This window comes from Streptomyces sp. NPDC048560, assembly GCF_040650955.1.
In the GTDB taxonomy this organism is placed as follows: domain Bacteria; phylum Actinomycetota; class Actinomycetes; order Streptomycetales; family Streptomycetaceae; genus Streptomyces.
Window position 1 is genome coordinate 305031 of record NZ_JBEZIJ010000005.1, and the last position, 15691, is coordinate 320721.

General features: G+C 70.6%; 15 protein-coding genes. 4 read left to right on the plus strand and 11 right to left on the minus strand.

The genetic code is table 11. From position 1 onward, the window contains the following. Window positions 1–137: 137 nt before the first annotated feature. The 4 genes from dusB to AB0C82_RS16420 all read right to left on the minus strand — a co-directional run bounded on the left by dusB (window position 138) and on the right by AB0C82_RS16420 (window position 3496). On the minus strand, window positions 138–1286 hold the full coding sequence (dusB, locus tag AB0C82_RS16405; protein ID WP_362841687.1) for a tRNA dihydrouridine synthase DusB: 1149 nt from the start codon (window positions 1284–1286) through the stop codon (window positions 138–140). A 129-nt stretch (window positions 1287–1415) separates the two neighbouring features. Next, entirely contained in the window at window positions 1416–1628 is a 213-nt protein-coding gene (locus AB0C82_RS16410; RefSeq protein WP_362841689.1) for a DUF6243 family protein, read from the minus strand. Window positions 1629–1790: 162 nt separating this feature from the next. After that, a complete protein-coding gene (locus AB0C82_RS16415; RefSeq protein ID WP_362841691.1) occupies window positions 1791–1994 on the minus strand; it encodes a hypothetical protein in 204 nt (67 codons plus the stop codon). Between the two features lie 119 nt (window positions 1995–2113). Continuing rightward, on the minus strand, window positions 2114–3496 hold the full coding sequence (locus tag AB0C82_RS16420; protein WP_362841693.1) for a glycine--tRNA ligase: 1383 nt from the start codon (window positions 3494–3496) through the stop codon (window positions 2114–2116). Window positions 3497–3714: 218 nt separating this feature from the next. On the opposite strand from AB0C82_RS16420, the gene AB0C82_RS16425 reads away from it, so the two are divergent. The 4 genes from AB0C82_RS16425 to AB0C82_RS16440 all read left to right on the plus strand — a co-directional run bounded on the left by AB0C82_RS16425 (window position 3715) and on the right by AB0C82_RS16440 (window position 6917). Continuing rightward, entirely contained in the window at window positions 3715–4680 is a 966-nt protein-coding gene (locus AB0C82_RS16425; RefSeq protein ID WP_362841696.1) for a metal ABC transporter substrate-binding protein, read from the plus strand. A 44-nt stretch (window positions 4681–4724) separates the two neighbouring features. After that, window positions 4725–5507 carry a metal ABC transporter ATP-binding protein gene (locus AB0C82_RS16430; protein WP_362841698.1) on the plus strand — a complete coding sequence of 261 codons (783 nt, stop codon included), beginning with the start codon at window positions 4725–4727 and terminating at the stop codon, window positions 5505–5507. Window positions 5508–5512: 5 nt separating this feature from the next. Next, on the plus strand, window positions 5513–6415 hold the full coding sequence (locus AB0C82_RS16435; protein ID WP_362841700.1) for a metal ABC transporter permease: 903 nt from the start codon (window positions 5513–5515) through the stop codon (window positions 6413–6415). Window positions 6416–6479: 64 nt separating this feature from the next. After that, window positions 6480–6917 (plus strand): Fur family transcriptional regulator, encoded by a 438-nt coding sequence (locus AB0C82_RS16440; protein WP_362841702.1) that lies wholly within the window; start codon window positions 6480–6482, stop codon window positions 6915–6917. Between the two features lie 73 nt (window positions 6918–6990). Here the strand turns inward: AB0C82_RS16440 and AB0C82_RS16445 are convergent, their stop codons facing one another. The 7 genes from AB0C82_RS16445 to leuA all read right to left on the minus strand — a co-directional run bounded on the left by AB0C82_RS16445 (window position 6991) and on the right by leuA (window position 15579). Next, window positions 6991–7818 carry an isoprenyl transferase gene (locus AB0C82_RS16445; RefSeq protein ID WP_362841705.1) on the minus strand — a complete coding sequence of 276 codons (828 nt, stop codon included), beginning with the start codon at window positions 7816–7818 and terminating at the stop codon, window positions 6991–6993. Window positions 7819–7839: 21 nt separating this feature from the next. Beyond that, window positions 7840–8586 (minus strand): DNA repair protein RecO, encoded by a 747-nt coding sequence (gene recO, locus AB0C82_RS16450; protein WP_362841707.1) that lies wholly within the window; start codon window positions 8584–8586, stop codon window positions 7840–7842. Window positions 8587–8626: 40 nt separating this feature from the next. Further along, window positions 8627–9316, minus strand: coding sequence for a response regulator transcription factor (locus AB0C82_RS16455; RefSeq protein WP_362841710.1), 690 nt, complete (start codon window positions 9314–9316; stop codon window positions 8627–8629). Further along, window positions 9313–10620: a sensor histidine kinase gene (locus tag AB0C82_RS16460; RefSeq protein WP_362841712.1), complete on the minus strand. Its 1308-nt coding sequence runs from the start codon at window positions 10618–10620 to the stop codon at window positions 9313–9315. The genes AB0C82_RS16455 and AB0C82_RS16460 overlap by 4 nt, the downstream gene beginning before the upstream one ends. 14 nt (window positions 10621–10634) lie before the next feature. Further along, the gene (locus tag AB0C82_RS16465) at window positions 10635–12740 is read right to left on the minus strand and encodes an MMPL family transporter (RefSeq protein WP_362841715.1); all 2106 of its coding nucleotides are present in this window, start codon (window positions 12738–12740) and stop codon (window positions 10635–10637) included. A gap of 148 nt (window positions 12741–12888) precedes the next feature. Beyond that, window positions 12889–13593: a TerB family tellurite resistance protein gene (locus tag AB0C82_RS16470; RefSeq protein ID WP_362841717.1), complete on the minus strand. Its 705-nt coding sequence runs from the start codon at window positions 13591–13593 to the stop codon at window positions 12889–12891. Window positions 13594–13803: 210 nt separating this feature from the next. Then, window positions 13804–15579, minus strand: a complete 1776-nt coding sequence (gene leuA, locus AB0C82_RS16475; protein ID WP_362841719.1) for a 2-isopropylmalate synthase — start codon at window positions 15577–15579, stop codon at window positions 13804–13806. Window positions 15580–15691: the final 112 nt, after the last annotated feature.

Here is a 15691-nt window from a genome sequence, read left to right on the forward strand (position 1 = left end):
GCGTAACTCTCCGATTCGGCCGCTCTTATGAGCAATCAAGATCTGGGGCACTCGGTGCCCCTTCCACCGGAATGCGGAACGGGTCCCGCGCGAGCACCGAGGCACTCCCGCGGGACCCGTTCGATGGGCCGGTGACGTCAGCCGCCCGAGGTGTCGAGCTCCGCGTCCGCGCTCACTCCGGCGCAGTCGTAGGGGTCCTTCAGCCAGCCGTCCGGCAGCACCACCCGGTTGTTGCCCGAGGTGCGCCCGCGCGGCCCGTCCGCACCGTCCGGCCACGGCTGGTCCAGGTCCAGCTCGTGCAGCTGGCCGGCGAGCTCCTCCAGCGACGAGGTGACGGCGAGCTTCTTGCGCATCTCCGAGCCCACCGCGAAGCCCTTGAGGTACCAGGCCACGTGCTTACGGAAGTCGATCACGCCACGGGTCTCGTCGCCGATCCACTCCCCCAGCAGCGTCGCGTGCCGCACCATCACGCCTGCGACCTCCCGGAGGCCGGGCGCGCGTCGCGTCCCGGTGCCCTCGAAGGCGCTCACGAGGTCGCCGAAGAGCCAGGGGCGGCCCAGGCAGCCCCGGCCCACCACCACGCCGTCACAGCCGGTCTCACGCATCATCCGCAGGGCGTCGTCCGCGCACCAGATGTCGCCGTTGCCGAGGACGGGGATCTCCGGGACGTGCTCCTTGAGGCGGGCGATGGCGTCCCAGTCGGCCGTGCCGCCGTAGTGCTGGGCCGCGGTCCTGCCGTGCAGGGCGACGGCCGTCACGCCCTCCTCGACGGCGATCCGGCCCGCGTCCAGGAACGTGATGTGGTCGTCGTCGATGCCCTTGCGCATCTTGATGGTGACCGGGATGTCACCGGCGTTGGAGACCGCCTGGTTGAGGATCGCGCGCAGCAGGGGCCGCTTGTACGGGAGCGCTGAGCCGCCGCCCTTGCGGGTGACCTTGGGGACCGGGCAGCCGAAGTTGAGGTCGATGTGGTCGGCGAGGTTCTCGTCGACGATCATGCGGACCGCCTTGCCGACGGTGACCGGGTCCACTCCGTACAGCTGGATGGAGCGCGGGGTCTCGCTCGCGTCGAAGTGGACGAGCTGCATGGTCTTCTCGTTGCGCTCGACCAGCGCCCGCGTCGTGATCATCTCGCTGACGAACAGCCCCTTGCCCCCGGAGAACTCCCGGCACAGGGTGCGGAAGGGGGCGTTGGTGATGCCTGCCATGGGGGCGAGCACCACGGGCGGCTGCACGGTGTGCGGGCCGATCCGGAGCAGCGGGGGCGCGGGGGCGAGCGTGGTCATTCCCCCATTGTCGCGTACCGCGGGAGTGCCTCCGGGCGGTCGGGGGCGGGAGGCCGGGCCGCGCACACGGGTGTGGGCCCGGATCACGGTGCGATCCGGGCCCACGGCCGTACGGGTGAGGCGGAGGCGTCAGCTGCCGGCCGGCGCGTCCTGGTCCGCGGAGTCGTCCGAGGCGGCGGAGGACTGTGCGCGCTCACGCATCTTGCGCACCAGCTCCTGCTTCTTCTCCTCGGCGGTCTGACGGTCGGCGTTGCGCGAGGGGCCCGCGCCCTGCTGCTCGGCGCGGGACAGCTTCTTGCGCTGTCCGCCCACACCGAGGAGGTTGTTACGGCTCTTTGCCACGGGGTTCTCCCATTCGTGGTGAGAAGTGAGGTCTGAAGTGATCGGTGATCGATCCGATGGGCGGCGGGTGGTGGGTCCCGCCGCGCTCTCACTCGTAGATCTGGAAGAACGAATACATGCCGGAAACGGTACCCCGGCTCCGAAGACCCCGGCACCCGGTTTTCAGGCGGTCGGATCCACGGTCGCCTGGTGGGCCTCGGCGAGGTGTTCCTGGGCCTTGAGCCACGGCAGGAACTGCGCGCCCTTGCGCCAGCCGCAGGTTTCGCAGCTCAGCTGCCGCTGCATCCCCGACTTGCTGACCCGGACTATGTGTTCACGGCCGTGGCCGTCCCATCTGCTGACCTTGCTGGTGGTCATGGACGGCATCGTGGCCTCCTGTGGACGGGTGCGCCCAGTGTGCAACGAAGCCCCCGGTCCCGTAAGAGGAACCAGGGGCTTCGCCTGCTCATACATGCGCAATGCCGTACGAAATACCGTACGAAGGGTCAGCAGCCGAGCAGCCGCGCACCCAGGTACGCCTGGATCTGGTCCAGGGAGACGCGCTCCTGCTTCATGGTGTCGCGCTCGCGCACGGTCACCGCGTCGTCGTCGAGGGTGTCGAAGTCGACGGTGACGCAGAACGGCGTGCCGATCTCGTCCTGACGGCGGTAGCGGCGGCCGATGGCACCCGCGTCGTCGAACTCGATGTTCCAGTTCTGGCGCAGGTCGGCCGCGAGGCCCTTGGCCTTCGGCGACAGCTGCGGGTTGCGGGACAGCGGCAGCACCGCGACCTTGACCGGCGCCAGGCGCGGGTCGAGGCGCATCACGGTGCGCTTCTCCATGACGCCCTTGGCGTTCGGGGCCTCGTCCTCGATGTACGCGTCGAGCATGAAGGCGAGCATGGCGCGGTTGACGCCGGCCGCCGGCTCGATGACGTACGGAGTCCAGCGCTCGCCGGCCTCCTGGTCGAAGTACATGAGGTCCTGGCCCGAGGCCTTGGAGTGCGCCTTGAGGTCGAAGTCGGTGCGGTTGGCGACGCCTTCGAGCTCGGAGAACTCGTTGCCACCGAAGTTGAAGCGGTACTCGATGTCGGCGGTGCGCTTCGAGTAGTGCGACAGCTTGTCCTTGGGGTGGTCGAACCAGCGCATGTTCTCCTCGCGCAGGCCGAGACCCGTGTACCAGGCCCAGCGCTGGTCCATCCAGTACTGCTGCCACTCCTCGTCCTCGCCCGGCTTGACGAAGAACTCCATCTCCATCTGCTCGAACTCGCGGGTGCGGAAGATGAAGTTGCCCGGAGTGATCTCGTTCCGGAAGGACTTGCCGATCTGCGCGATGCCGAACGGCGGCTTCTTGCGCGAAGTCTGCAGCACCTGGGCGAAGTTGGTGAAGATGCCCTGGGCGGTCTCGGGGCGCAGGTACGCGGCCGAGCCGGCGTCCTGGGTCGGGCCGAGGTGCGTCTGCAACATGCCGGAGAACTGCTTGGGCTCGGTGAACTGGCCCTTGTTGCCGCAGTTCGGGCAGTTGATGTCGGCGAGACCGTTGGCGGGCGGGCGGCCGTGCTTGGCCTCGTAGCCCTCCTCCAGGTGGTCCGCGCGGTAGCGCTTGTGGCAGGAGGTGCACTCGGTCAGCGGGTCCGAGAAGGTCGCCAGGTGACCGGACGCCTCCCAGACCTCGGAGGCCAGGATCACCGACGAGTCGAGACCGACGATGTCCTCGCGCGCGGTGACCATGGAGCGCCACCACTGACGCTTGATGTTCTCCTTGAGTTCGACACCCAGCGGCCCGTAGTCCCAGGCGGCCTTGGAGCCGCCGTAGATCTCACTGCAGGGGTAGACGAAGCCACGGCGCTTGCTCAGGCTGACGATGGTGTCGATCTTGTCGGCGGCCACGGTGCTCTCTTCATTGCGACGGCGAAACTGGACAGGAGCGGCGCGAAGCGCCTCGGTGGGGGGTGGTGTCATGAGACGGGCGGGCTAATGACTCAGATTACCGGCGGCCGCACCCCCAGGATCAAATCGGTGGGGGGCCGAGCGGTCCCGGACCGGTGTAACGAGCATCTCAGCGGTCTTGTTGACAATCGTTTCCATAATTGTTGAAAATGACTGTCATGAACGTACGTCGCCTGATACCCACCGCCGCCGTCGCCGGAGCAGTCGTCCTCGGCCTCACCGGCCTCTCCGCCTGCTCCACGTCCGACGCCGCCGACCGCGAGAACGGCGACAAGCTGAACGTGGTCACGTCCTTCTACCCGATGCAGTTCCTGGCCGAGGAGATCGGCGGGGACCACGTCTCGGTCGAGAGCCTCACCGAGCCGGGTGTCGAGCCGCACGACCTGGAGCTCACCCCGCGGCAGATCGGCGGTCTCGGCGACGCGGACTACATCCTCTACCTCAAGGGCATCCAGCCCGCCGTCGACGACGCCGTCACCCAGGCCGGAGTGAAGAACACGGTCGACGCCGCGACGCTCACCACGCTGGAGAACCACGGCAGCGAGGTCGGTGGCGACGAGCACGGCCACGAGGAGGAGCACGGGCACGAGGGCGAGGAAGCCGGCGCCGACCCGCACATCTGGCTGGACCCCGCGAAGTACGCCGAGGTCGCCAAGGGTGTCGGCAAGTCCCTGGAGAAGGCCGACCCGGACAACGCGGCGGACTACGCCAAGAACACCGGCGCCCTGGTCGAGAAGCTGGACGCGCTGGACACGGCCTTCGAGACGGGCCTGAAGGACACCGCGACCAGGACGTTCATCACCACGCACTCCGCCTTCGGATACCTCGCCGAGCGCTACGGCCTGACCCAGGAGGGCATCGCCGGCCTCGACCCCGAGGCCGAGCCCAGCCCGGCCCGGATCAAGGAGATCCACACCGTCGCGAAGGAGAACGAGGCCACCACCGTATTCTTCGAGACGCTCGCCAGCGACAGGACCGCGAAGACGGTCGCCGAGGACACCGGCCTGAAGACCGACGTCCTGGACCCGCTGGAGGGAATCACGGAGCAGTCCAGGGGCGCTGACTACATCGAGGTCATGGAGTCCAACCTCGCCGCGCTCCAGAAGGCACTCGGCTCGAAGTGACCGACGTAACACCCGTTCCGTCCTCAGCAGCATCGGAGGCGTTCATGCCGCAGCCCGAGAGCACCACCCCCGACCCCGTGATCCGCCTGCGCGGCGCCACGGCCGCGCTCGGCGGCCGGCCCGTGCTGCGCGGGGTCGACGTCACCGTGCACCGCGGTGAGGTCGTGGCCCTCCTCGGCGCCAACGGTTCGGGCAAGTCCACGGCCGTGCGCTCCGTCATCGGGCAGGTCCCGCTGACGGGGGGCACCGTCGAGCTCTTCGGCACCGAACTGCGCCGCTTCCGCCAGTGGGCCCGCGTCGGTTACGTACCGCAGCGCACCACGGCGGCCGGCGGGGTCCCCGCCACGGTCCGCGAGGTCGTCGCCTCCGGGCGGCTGTCGCGTACGAAGCTGGGGCTGCCCCGCAAGGCGGACCGTGAGGCCGTCAACCGGGCCATCGAGCTCGTCGGCCTCACGGACAGGGCCAGGGACTCGGTGAGCGCCCTCTCCGGCGGGCAGCACCAGCGGGTGCTGATCGCCCGCGCGCTCGCCGCCGAACCCGAACTGCTGATCATGGACGAGCCGATGGCGGGCGTCGACCTGGCCAGCCAGGAGATCCTGGCCCGCACCCTGCGCGAACAGGTCGCGGTCGGTGCATCCGTCCTGCTCGTCCTGCACGAGCTCGGCCCGCTGGAACCGCTGATCGACCGCGCGATCGTGCTGCGCGACGGCTGCGTGATGCATGACGGCCCGCCCCCCGAGGCGCTGGGCCAGCACGCTCTGCCCGGCCACGACCACGTACACCCCCACGCGGCTTCCGAGCCCGTCCGGACCGGACTGCTGAGCTGATCACGATGGAATTCCTCGAACCCGCCTTCATGCAGCGCGCACTGCTCGCCGCCGTGCTCGTCGGCATCACCGCCCCGGCCATCGGCATCTTCCTGGTGCAGCGCCGCCAGGCCCTGATGGGCGACGGCATCGGGCACATCGCCATGACCGGTGTCGGCCTCGGCTTCCTGCTCTCCACGAACCCCGTGTGGATGGCCACCGCCGTCGCCGTCGCGGGCGCGGTCGTCATGGAACTCATCCGCTGGTACGGGCACACGCGCGGCGACATCGCGCTGGCCATGCTCTTCTACGGCGGTATGGCGGGCGGTGTCCTGCTGATCAACATCTCCGACACCGGATCCAACGCCAATCTGACCTCCTACCTCTTCGGCTCGCTCTCCACGGTCTCCGAGGAGGACGTCACCGCGATCTGCGTGCTGGCCGCCTTCGTGGTGCTGGTGACGCTCGGGCTGCGGCGCCAGTTGTTCGCGGTCAGCCAGGACGAGGAGTTCGCCCGCGTCACCGGGCTGCCGGTGCGCGTACTGAACCTCCTGGTCGCCGTGACGGCTGCCGTCACGGTCACCGTCGCGATGCGCGTCGTCGGGCTCCTGCTGGTCAGCGCGCTCATGGTGGTGCCGGTGGCCGCCGCGCAGCAGATCTCCAAGTCCTTCAAGGTGACCTTCGTCCTGTCCGTGGTCATCGGTACGGCGGTCACGCTGGCCGGCACGGTGACCTCGTACTACCGGGACGTTCCGCCCGGCGCGACGATCGTGCTGCTGGCCATCGCCGTGTTCGTCGCCCTCACCGCGCTCGCCGCGCCGCTGGCACGGCGGCGGGCCCGGGCGGCCGAGGCGGACCGGGTGTGCACCCTGGAAGGCAGGAGCCCCGTCCCGCCCGGCCCCAGGGAGTCGGACGACGTGCGGGTGTGACCGTGGACCCGGGGCGGGCTGGCACAATGGCCCGACACATGACGGGCGACACGAGGAGGCAGCTGTGACGGCGCCGATCAGTGGCACGAACGCAGCGCCGGTACGCGGCCGGTCGACCCGGCAGCGGGCGGCGGTGGCAGCGGCGCTCGACGAGGTGGACGAGTTCCGCAGCGCCCAGGAGCTGCACGACGTACTCAAGCACCGGGGTGACTCGGTCGGCCTGACCACGGTCTACCGCACCCTGCAGTCCCTCGCCGACGCGGGCGAGGTCGACGTCCTGCGCACCACGGAGGGCGAGGCGGTCTACCGCCGGTGCTCGACCGGCGACCACCACCACCACCTGGTGTGCCGGATGTGCGGCAAGGCCGTAGAGGTGGAGGGTCCCGCCGTGGAGCAGTGGGCGGAGACGATCGCCGCACAGCACGGCTATGTGAACGTGGCCCACACCGTGGAGATCTTCGGGACCTGCGCGGACTGCGCGTCCGCCGCCGCCAAGAGCTGACCCGCCCCGCCCCCGTTCACCGCACCACGTCCCCGCCCCACGTCCGTCATGGGGCGGGAGCACGGCGACGGCGTCAGACGGCCGGGCCCTCAGCGGTGCCCGCCTCCACCGCGCCGCCGAAGCGGCGGTCGCGCTGGGCGTACTCCAGGCAGGCCCGCCACAGGTCCCGGCGGTCGAAGTCGGGCCACAGGACGTCCTGGAAGACCATCTCCGCGTACGCGCTCTGCCAGATCAGGTAGTTCGACGTGCGCTGCTCGCCGCTGGGGCGTACGAAGAGGTCGACGTCCGGCATGTCCGGGTAGTAGATGTACTTCGCGAACGTCTTCTCATTGACCTTCGACGGGTCGAGCTTCCCGGCCGCGACGTCCTGCGCGATGCGCTGGGCGGCGTCGGCGATCTCGGCCCGGCCGCCGTAGTTGACGCAGAAGTACAGCGTCATCCTGTCGTTGTCCTTCGTCTGCTCCTGCGCGACCTGGAGCTCCTGCACGACGGACTTCCACAGCTTCGGCATCCGGCCCACCCAGCGGATGCGGATGCCCAGCTCGTCCATCTCGTCGCGGCGGCGGCGGATGACGTCCCGGTTGAAGTTCATCAGGAACTTCACCTCGTCCGGCGAGCGCTTCCAGTTCTCCGTGGAGAAGGCGTACAGCGAGAGGTTCTTCACGCCCATCTCGATGCAGCCCTTGAGGACGTCCATGACGACGCCCTCGCCGACCTTGTGGCCCTCGGTGCGCGGGAGTCCCCGCTCCTTGGCCCAGCGGCCGTTGCCGTCCATCACGACGGCCACGTGCTTGGGCACCAGCTCCCCGGGGATCTTCGGGGGCGTGGCGCCGGAGGGGTGCGGCTCGGGGGTCTTGAAGGTGCGCCGGTTACGGCCGCCGAGAATCCCGCGTACTGCCATGAGCTTCTTCGTCTCCCTGTGTCACTTCTCTACGTACCGCAGCGAGCGCAGTCCCCGCTCCAGATGCCAGTGCAGATAGGCGGACACCAGCCCGCTCCCCTCCCTGACATGACGCGCCTCGCACGCGTCCGCCGTCTCCCAGTCGCCGGTGAGCAGCGCGCTCAGCAGGGTGACGGCCTCAGCTGAGGGTACGACGCTCCCGGGCACCCGGCAGTCGCCGCATACGACGCCGCCCGCCGCGACGGAGAAGAACCGGTTCGGACCGGGCATTCCGCACTTCGCGCAGTCGTCGAAGCTGGGGGCGTAGCCGTTCACGGCGAGGGAGCGCAGCAGGAACGCGTCGAGGATGAGGTGGGGGGCGTGCTCCGCGCGAGAGAGGGTGCGCAGCCCGCCGACGAGCAGCAGGTACTGCTGGACGGCCGGTTCGCCCTCGTGGTCGGTGAACCGTTCGGCGGTCTCCAGCATCGCGGTGCCCGCGGTGTAGCGGGCGTAGTCGGAGACGATGCCGCCACCGTACGGAGCGATCGTCTCGCTCTGGGTGCACAGGGGAAGGCCGCGGCCGACCAGCTCACTGCCGCGGGCGAAGAACTGCACGTCCACGTGCGAGAAGGGTTCGAGCCTGGCGCCGAATTTGGATTTGGTGCGCCGGACGCCCCGCGCGACGGCACGCACCCGGCCGTGGCCGCGGGTCAGGATCGTGATGATCCGGTCGGCCTCGCCCAGTTTCTGCGTACGCAGCACGACGCCGTCGTCCCGGAACAAGCTCATGCGCCCATTGTCGCCCACCCGGGGGCCGTGCCGGTCGCGGTCATCGTTCTCCGCCGCCCCGGGGTCCGGCGGCCGGGACCACGAGCCCTGACTCGTACGCCACGATCACCAGCTGGGCACGGTCCCGGGCGCCCAGTTTGCCCATGATCCGGCTCACATGCGTCTTCGCCGTGAGCGGACTGACGCGCAGGATCTCCGCGATCTCGGTGTTGTTCAGGCCCCGGGCGACGAGTTCGAGCACCTGGCGTTCCCGGTCCGTGAGGCAGTCCGGTCCGGCCACGGCTCCCCGGGCGGGCACGCTGGGGACGCTCAGCACCCGGGCGATCAGCCGGGCCGTGGGGCCGGGCGAGAGGAGGGCCTCGCCGGCGGCCACCGTCGTGATGGCGGCGAGGAGTTCGGCCGGTCTGGTGTCCTTCACGAGAAAGCCCGAGGCGCCCGCGCGCAGCGCCTCCACGACGTGCTCGTCGGTGTCGTACGTCGTCAGGACCAGCACCTTCACTCCGGCGAGGTCCTCGTCGGCGGCGATACGGCGGGTGGCCTCGATGCCGTCGAGGTCGGGCATCCGGACGTCCATGACGACGAGGTCGGCCCGCGTGCTGCGGGCCAGCTCGACGGCCTCCAGGCCGTTGGCCGCCTGGCCGACGACCGTCATGCCGGGGTCGGAATCGATGAGCATCGCGAAGGCGGCGCGGACGAGCGTCTGGTCGTCGGCGAGCAGAACCCGGATCACGGTGCCGTCCCCCGTACCGCCATGTCACCGTCGGCCGGGGCCGTCGCGCCGCCCCCGTCGGCCCGGGCGGGCCCGGTCTCCTGGAACGGCAGCACCGCCGCGACCTCGAACCCGCCGCCGGGGCGCGGTCCGGCGCTCAGCGTGCCGCCGGTGCTGCGCGCCCGCTCGCGCATCCCCACGATGCCGAACCCGGGCCCCGCAGCGCCCTTCCGGGGGCCCGCGCCGTCGTCGGTGACCGTGACCCGCAGCGCCGGTCCGCCGGGCTCCGGTGCGACGGCCACCGTGATCCGCACGCCGGGCCCCGCGTGCCGTACGGCGTTGGTCAGGGACTCCTGCACGATCCGGTAGGCGGCGGCCCCGGTCGCCGGGGCGAGCCGGCCCGGCGGGGCCGTCACGGAGAGGTCGACCCGCGCCCCGGCCGTCTCGGCCGCCCGTACGAGACCCGGCAGTCCGGCCAGGTCGGGCAGCGGCCCGTCGCCGTCCGCGGAACCGGCGCGCAGGACCTGGAGGGTGGTGCGGAGTTCGGCGCGGGCCTCGCGGCAGGTCTCGGCGATGTCGTCGAGGGACCTGGCGACCGCCTCCCGGTCCAGCCGGTCGGGGTCGACGGTCAGGATGTGCGAGGCCACGGAGGTCTGCACGCCGATCACGGTGATGCTGTGGGCCAGCAGGTCGTGCAGGTCCCGGGCGATCCGCAGCCGCTCCTCGGCCACGCGGCGCGCGGCCTCCTCCTCACGGGTGCGTTCGGCCCGCTCGGCGCGCTCGACCATCGAGGCGACGTACTGACGGTAGAAGCGGACGTCGACGCCGAAGAACAGCACGGCGATGATCCAGCCGGAGATCCGCAGGAGTTCGAGCCCCTGGTGGGCGTCGATGCTGCTCACCACCGACACCATCGCGGCGAGCACGACGGCGCCGGACAGGATGGTGCGCAGCGGTCTGCCGGTCACCGCGACGGTGTAGAGCACGATGAAGGTCTGCGGCATCGGCCCCGAGTGCGCGTTGTCGAACCCGTGGTACGGCATGAGGATCAGGACCATCGCGAGCAGGACGAGGACCGGGTTCCTGCGCCGCCACACCAGCGGCACGACGCTGGCCACCAGCAGGACCCAGCCCAGCGCGTCGGGGACCCGCCCGTCGTCCGTGAGGAGGGCGAGCACGACGGAGAGCGCACCGGCGCCCCCGGCAACGAGGGCGTCGGTGCGCATCTTGTGCGGGGCGTCCATGGGGTCGCGGTTGACGACGGCCAGGACGCGCTCGCTGCGGCGCGTGCTTCGGGGAGCGGACACGCTGCCATCCTCCGGCATGGGTAGGGACACCGTCAGCGGGTCGAGGCGAGTTCCGGTTCGCTGGGCGCGTCCGATCCGGCGGCCGGGGGCTTCCGGCTGAGCGCACCGGGCCACCACACCGCGCGCCCCAGGGCCACACTCGCCGAGGTCACCAGGTACGTACGGACCAGGAAGGTGTCCAGCAGCACGCCGACCGCGATGACGAAGCCCAGTTCGGCCAGCGCCACCATCGGCATACTCAGCAGCACCCCGAAGGTCGCCGCCAGCACCAGCCCCGCCGAGGCGATCACCGCGCCCGTGGTCCGCAGCGCGGTGAGCGCGGCATCCGTCGGTCCGGCCCCGGACAGGGCTTCCTCCCTCATGCGGTGCATCAGGAAGATGCCGTAGTCGACGCCGAGGGCCACCAGGAAGACGAAGGAGAGCAGCGGCAGTCCGGGATCGGTGCCATCGAACCCGAGGAGCGGTTCGAAGACGAGCCCGGCGATACCGAGGGAGGCTCCCCAGACGGCGACGACGGCGGCGACGAGCATCAGCGGAGCGATCAGACTGCGCAGCAGCACGATGAGGACCAGCAGGACGGAGAGGACGACGAGCGGCACGACGATCTTCAGGTCGCGGGCGTTGGTCACCTCCAGGTCCATCTGCTGGGCACTGGGCCCGCCGACATGGCTGCCGTCCAGGGTGCCGCGCAGGGCCTCGATGGTGGCGCGCTCCCCCGCCGACTCGGGCCGGCTCCCGGAGACGACGGAAAGCTCGGTCCAGCCGCCGCCGCTGCGCCCGCGTTCGACGGAGACGACGCCCTCGGTCCCGCGCGCCTCCGCCAGGGCCGCGTCGGCCTCGCCGGTGGGCGCGATCACGGTGATCGGCTGGGTCCCGCTGTCGGGATAGGCGGTGCCGAGGGTCTCCATGGCCGAGATCGAGTCCGGCGTGGTGGTGAAGAAGTCCTGCTGCTTGAGGTCACCGGGCAGGGCGAAGGCGCCGAGGGACAGCGCGCCCAGCAGGACACCACCGGAGACGAGCACGGCGACGGGCCTGCGCCCGGCGGAGCCGCCCATCGCGGCGAACAGCGAACGGCGCTGCTTGGGCACGCTCCCGTACGCCGGGACGACCGGCCAGAAGACACGGCGGCCCAGCAGCACCAGGAGGGCCGGCAGCAGGGTCAGCATGGCGAACAGGGCGCACAGCACGCCGACGGCGGCGATGGGGCCCATGCCGCGGCTGCTGTTGAGGTCGGCGGCCATGAGACAGAGGAGCCCGGCCGCGACGGTCCCGGACGAGGCGACGACCGCGGGCCCGCAGCCCCGCAGGGCGGCGGCCATGGCGTCGTAGGGCCGGGTGAAGCGGCTCAGCTCCTCGCGGTAGCGGGCGACGATGAGGAGCGCGTAGTCGGTTCCCGCGCCGAAGACCAGGATGGTCATCACCCCGGAGCTCTGGCCGCTGATCGTGACGTCGAAGCCCCGGTTCAGTCCGTAGGCCACGGCCATCGACAGGTAGTCGGCCGTTCCCGCGACGACGAGGGGCACCAGCCAGAGGAACGGGCTGCGGTAGATCAGGATCAGCAGGATCGCGACGACGGCGACGGTCGTGTAGAGCAACGGCCCGCCGAGCGAACCGTAGACCTCCAGGGCGTCGACGTTCAGCGCACCGGGGCCGCCGACCTCCACGCTCAGCCCGTCGCCGCCCTTCGCGGTCTCGCGGATCTCGCCGACGAACTCGGCCCTGACGTCCTCGTCCTGTCCGGGCTCGGTCGAGGAGACCGCGTACATCAGGGTCGTACCGTCCTCGGACGGCACACCCCTGGGCACGGCGCTCAGCCGGTGCTCACCGGCGATGGCGGCGGTCTGCTCGCCCGCCGTGGCCCGGTCGGCGGGGGTCAGCCCGCTGTCGCGGTGGTAGACGAGGACGAGATCGGTGGACTCGCCCCCGGGCAGCGTGTCCTGGATCTTCGCGACCTGCGTGGAGTCGGCGTCGGCCGGCAGGTAGTCGACGGCACGGTCACGCTGCACGTCCCCGAGCTTGCCCGCGAACGGCCCGGCGACCGCGATCAGGGCCACCCAGAACGCGACGATCAGCCACGGCAGCGCACGCCGCACCCCCGGCCGCGTCCGCGCCCCACTCAATTCCGTATCGACCCCCATGTCGCGGGCCCTCCCCTTCTGGACGGTGACTGACTCACGTCCAGACTTCCGGTGGGAAGGCCGCGGCTCATCGCGCGGGGGACCGACTTCGCGACTACTGCCCAGGGCGTCACGGGCCCCTGACTACTCCCCGGGGAGTACGGCGGGCTCAGGAAGGCGTACGCGCCGCAGCCGCCAACAGCCGGGCCGTGTCCTCCGCGCACAGGGACAGCGCGCTGCCCACCGTGGCCAGCACCTCCCGCTCCGCCGGGCTGTACGGCCCGTCCGCCAGCGCGATCCGGGCCCCCTGGAGCAGCACCGACTCACGCCCCGCCGCCGCCAGGTGGGGGGCGAGGGGCTTCAGGACCTCGTGCAGCTCGATCGCCAGCGTCGCCCCGCACGCCTCCGCCGCCGGGTCGGAGCCCGGCCCGTGCACGGTGTCGGCGGCCAGCACCTCGACGATGATGGAGAGCTGCTCGTGCGTGCAGTCCTCGAGCCCGGCGTCCCGGACGATCGCGACCGCGGTGTCCAGGACCGTGCGGGAGCCCGTACCGCCCGCGGCGAGGACACCCAGGGTGACCGTGTGCACGGCGTCCCGGAGCATCGCGGAGAACCGCGTGGTCGTGGGGTGGTCGAGGGTGTCGGTCGGGAAGTGCTCCCGGCAGACCGCGCATTCGACGACGGGCCCGGCACCGCCGCGCCGCAGCAGCGGCACCCCGAGGACGGCGAAACGGCGGCGCCCGCTGAGACGCCGGTAGTTGCGGTCGCCCCCGCAGCCGGGGCAGAAGAACTCCCCGTCACCGACGGTGTCCCAGACAGTGCGGATGCCGCAGATACGCAGTCTTCTGGCGCGTCGTCCTTGGGCTGACCGCACGTCGCACACCTCCGTAACGCTCCGGCAACATTGCCGTGTTGGACGTGATGTTAGCCACACCCGTGATGTGACGTCAGCACCTCGGATGTCACAACCCTCGGAGATGGCCGAACCCCGCCCACCCTCAGCAGGTGAACGGGGTCCCGGGACCATGGCGTTACGCGCGTTATCGCACGTTCGTCCGCAGGGGCGCCGGACGACGCAGGGTCTTCACCGCGTCGCGCGGTTGACCGCGGAGACGACCGCCTTGAGCGAGGCGCGCGTGGTGTTGGCGTCGATACCGATGCCCCACAGCACCTTGCCGTCGATCGCGCACTCGATGTACGAGGCGGCCTGGGCGCTCGCGCCCTCACTCATCGTGTGCTCGGTGTAGTCCAGCAGACGGGCGTCGATACCGATGGCCTGCAGCGCTTCGAAGAAGGCGGAGATCGGGCCGTTCCCCGTGCCTGTCAGCACGGTGTCCGTGCCGTCCACGGTCGCCTCGACGGTGAGCGTGTCCCGGCCGTCGGTGTCGGTCGTGGTCTGACCGGAGCGGATCTGTACGCGCCCCCAGGCGTTCTCGGGGCTGGGCAGGTACTCGTCCCGGAACGTCGACCAGATCTGCTTCGGCGTGACCTCGCCACCCTCGGCATCGGTCTTGGCCTGAATGATCCGGGAGAACTCGATCTGCATCCGGCGCGGCAGCTCCAGCTTGTGGTCGTTCTTCAGGACGTACGCGATGCCGCCCTTGCCGGACTGCGAGTTGACCCGGATGACGGCCTCGTACGAGCGGCCGACGTCCTTCGGGTCGATCGGCAGGTACGGCACGGCCCACTCGATCTCGTCGACCGTCCTGCCCTGGGCGGCCGCGTCGGCCTCCATGGCGTCGAAGCCCTTCTTGATGGCGTCCTGGTGGGAGCCGGAGAAGGCGGTGTAGACGAGGTCGCCCGCGTACGGGTGGCGCGGGTGGATCTCCATCTGGTTGCAGTACTCGGACGTACGGCGGATCTCGTCGATCTGCGAGAAGTCGATCTGCGGGTCGACGCCCTGCGAGAACAGGTTCATGCCCAGCGTGACCAGGTCGACGTTGCCGGTGCGCTCGCCCTGCCCGAACAGGCAGCCCTCGATCCGGTCCGCGCCCGCCATGATCGCCAGTTCGGCGGCGGCGACGGCGGTGCCGCGGTCGTTGTGCGGGTGGACCGACAGGCAGACGTGCTCGCGGCGGGTCAGGTGGCGCGACATCCACTCGAAGCGGTCCGCGTGCGTGGACGGCGTCGAACGCTCCACGGTGGCGGGCAGGTTCAGGATGATCTCCCGGCCGGCCTCCGGCTGCCAGACGTCGCAGACGGCCTCGCAGACCTCCAGGGCGAAGTCCAGCTCGGTGTCGGTGAAGATCTCCGGGCTGTACTGGTAGCCGAAGGTCGTCTCCGGGCCGAGGATCTTCTCGGCGTACTCCATCACCAGGCGGGTGCCGTCGACGGCGATCTGCTTGATGTCGTCCTTGGAGCCGCGGAAGACGACCCGGCGGAAGGTCGGCGCGGTGGCGTTGTACAGGTGCACGGTGGCCCGGTGGGCGCCGCGCAGGGATTCCACGGTGCGCTCGATCAGGTCCTCGCGGGCCTGCGTCAGGACGGAGATCGTCACGTCCTCGGGGATCGCGCCCTCTTCGATGATGGAGCGCACGAAGTTGAAGTCGGTGTCACCCGATGACGGGAAGCCGACCTCGATCTCCTTGTAGCCCATGCGTACGAGCAGATCGAACATCTCGCGCTTGCGGGCCGGGGACATCGGGTCGATCAGCGCCTGGTTGCCGTCACGCAGATCGGTGGACAGCCAGCGGGGCGCCCGGGTGATGCGCTGCTCCGGCCACGTGCGGTCGGGGATGTCCACGGCGTCGTAGCGGCCGTACTTGTGGACGGGCATCCCGGAGGGCTTCTGGAGGTGCGTGGCGTTGGTGACGGGCGTGGGCCGGCCGACGGCGTTCTCGACGGGGTTTACGGCGGTCATGGCGTAGGGCTCCTCGGGGTCCGCATGGGAAGGCCGACTGTGTCGTTGCACCACCGAACTCCGCGGGGAGGGGGTCGGCCTACGACTACAGACCCTCGCCGCGGCAGCTAAG

What these genes read in the sequence shown, in the direction of transcription:
- leuA (WP_362841719.1), bottom strand. Translation starts at nt 15,579, where the DNA reads ATGACCGCCGTAAACCCCGTCGAGAACGCCGTCGGCCGGCCCACGCCC.
- recO (WP_362841707.1), bottom strand. Translation starts at nt 8,586, where the DNA reads ATGAGCTTGTTCCGGGACGACGGCGTCGTGCTGCGTACGCAGAAACTG.
- dusB (WP_362841687.1), bottom strand. Translation starts at nt 1,286, where the DNA reads ATGACCACGCTCGCCCCCGCGCCCCCGCTGCTCCGGATCGGCCCGCAC.
- AB0C82_RS16435 (WP_362841700.1), top strand. Translation starts at nt 5,513, where the DNA reads ATGGAATTCCTCGAACCCGCCTTCATGCAGCGCGCACTGCTCGCCGCC.
- AB0C82_RS16445 (WP_362841705.1), bottom strand. Translation starts at nt 7,818, where the DNA reads ATGGCAGTACGCGGGATTCTCGGCGGCCGTAACCGGCGCACCTTCAAG.
- AB0C82_RS16465 (WP_362841715.1), bottom strand. Translation starts at nt 12,740, where the DNA reads ATGGGGGTCGATACGGAATTGAGTGGGGCGCGGACGCGGCCGGGGGTG.
- AB0C82_RS16415 (WP_362841691.1), bottom strand. Translation starts at nt 1,994, where the DNA reads ATGCCGTCCATGACCACCAGCAAGGTCAGCAGATGGGACGGCCACGGC.
- AB0C82_RS16460 (WP_362841712.1), bottom strand. Translation starts at nt 10,620, where the DNA reads ATGCCGGAGGATGGCAGCGTGTCCGCTCCCCGAAGCACGCGCCGCAGC.
- AB0C82_RS16430 (WP_362841698.1), top strand. Translation starts at nt 4,725, where the DNA reads ATGCCGCAGCCCGAGAGCACCACCCCCGACCCCGTGATCCGCCTGCGC.
- AB0C82_RS16425 (WP_362841696.1), top strand. Translation starts at nt 3,715, where the DNA reads ATGAACGTACGTCGCCTGATACCCACCGCCGCCGTCGCCGGAGCAGTC.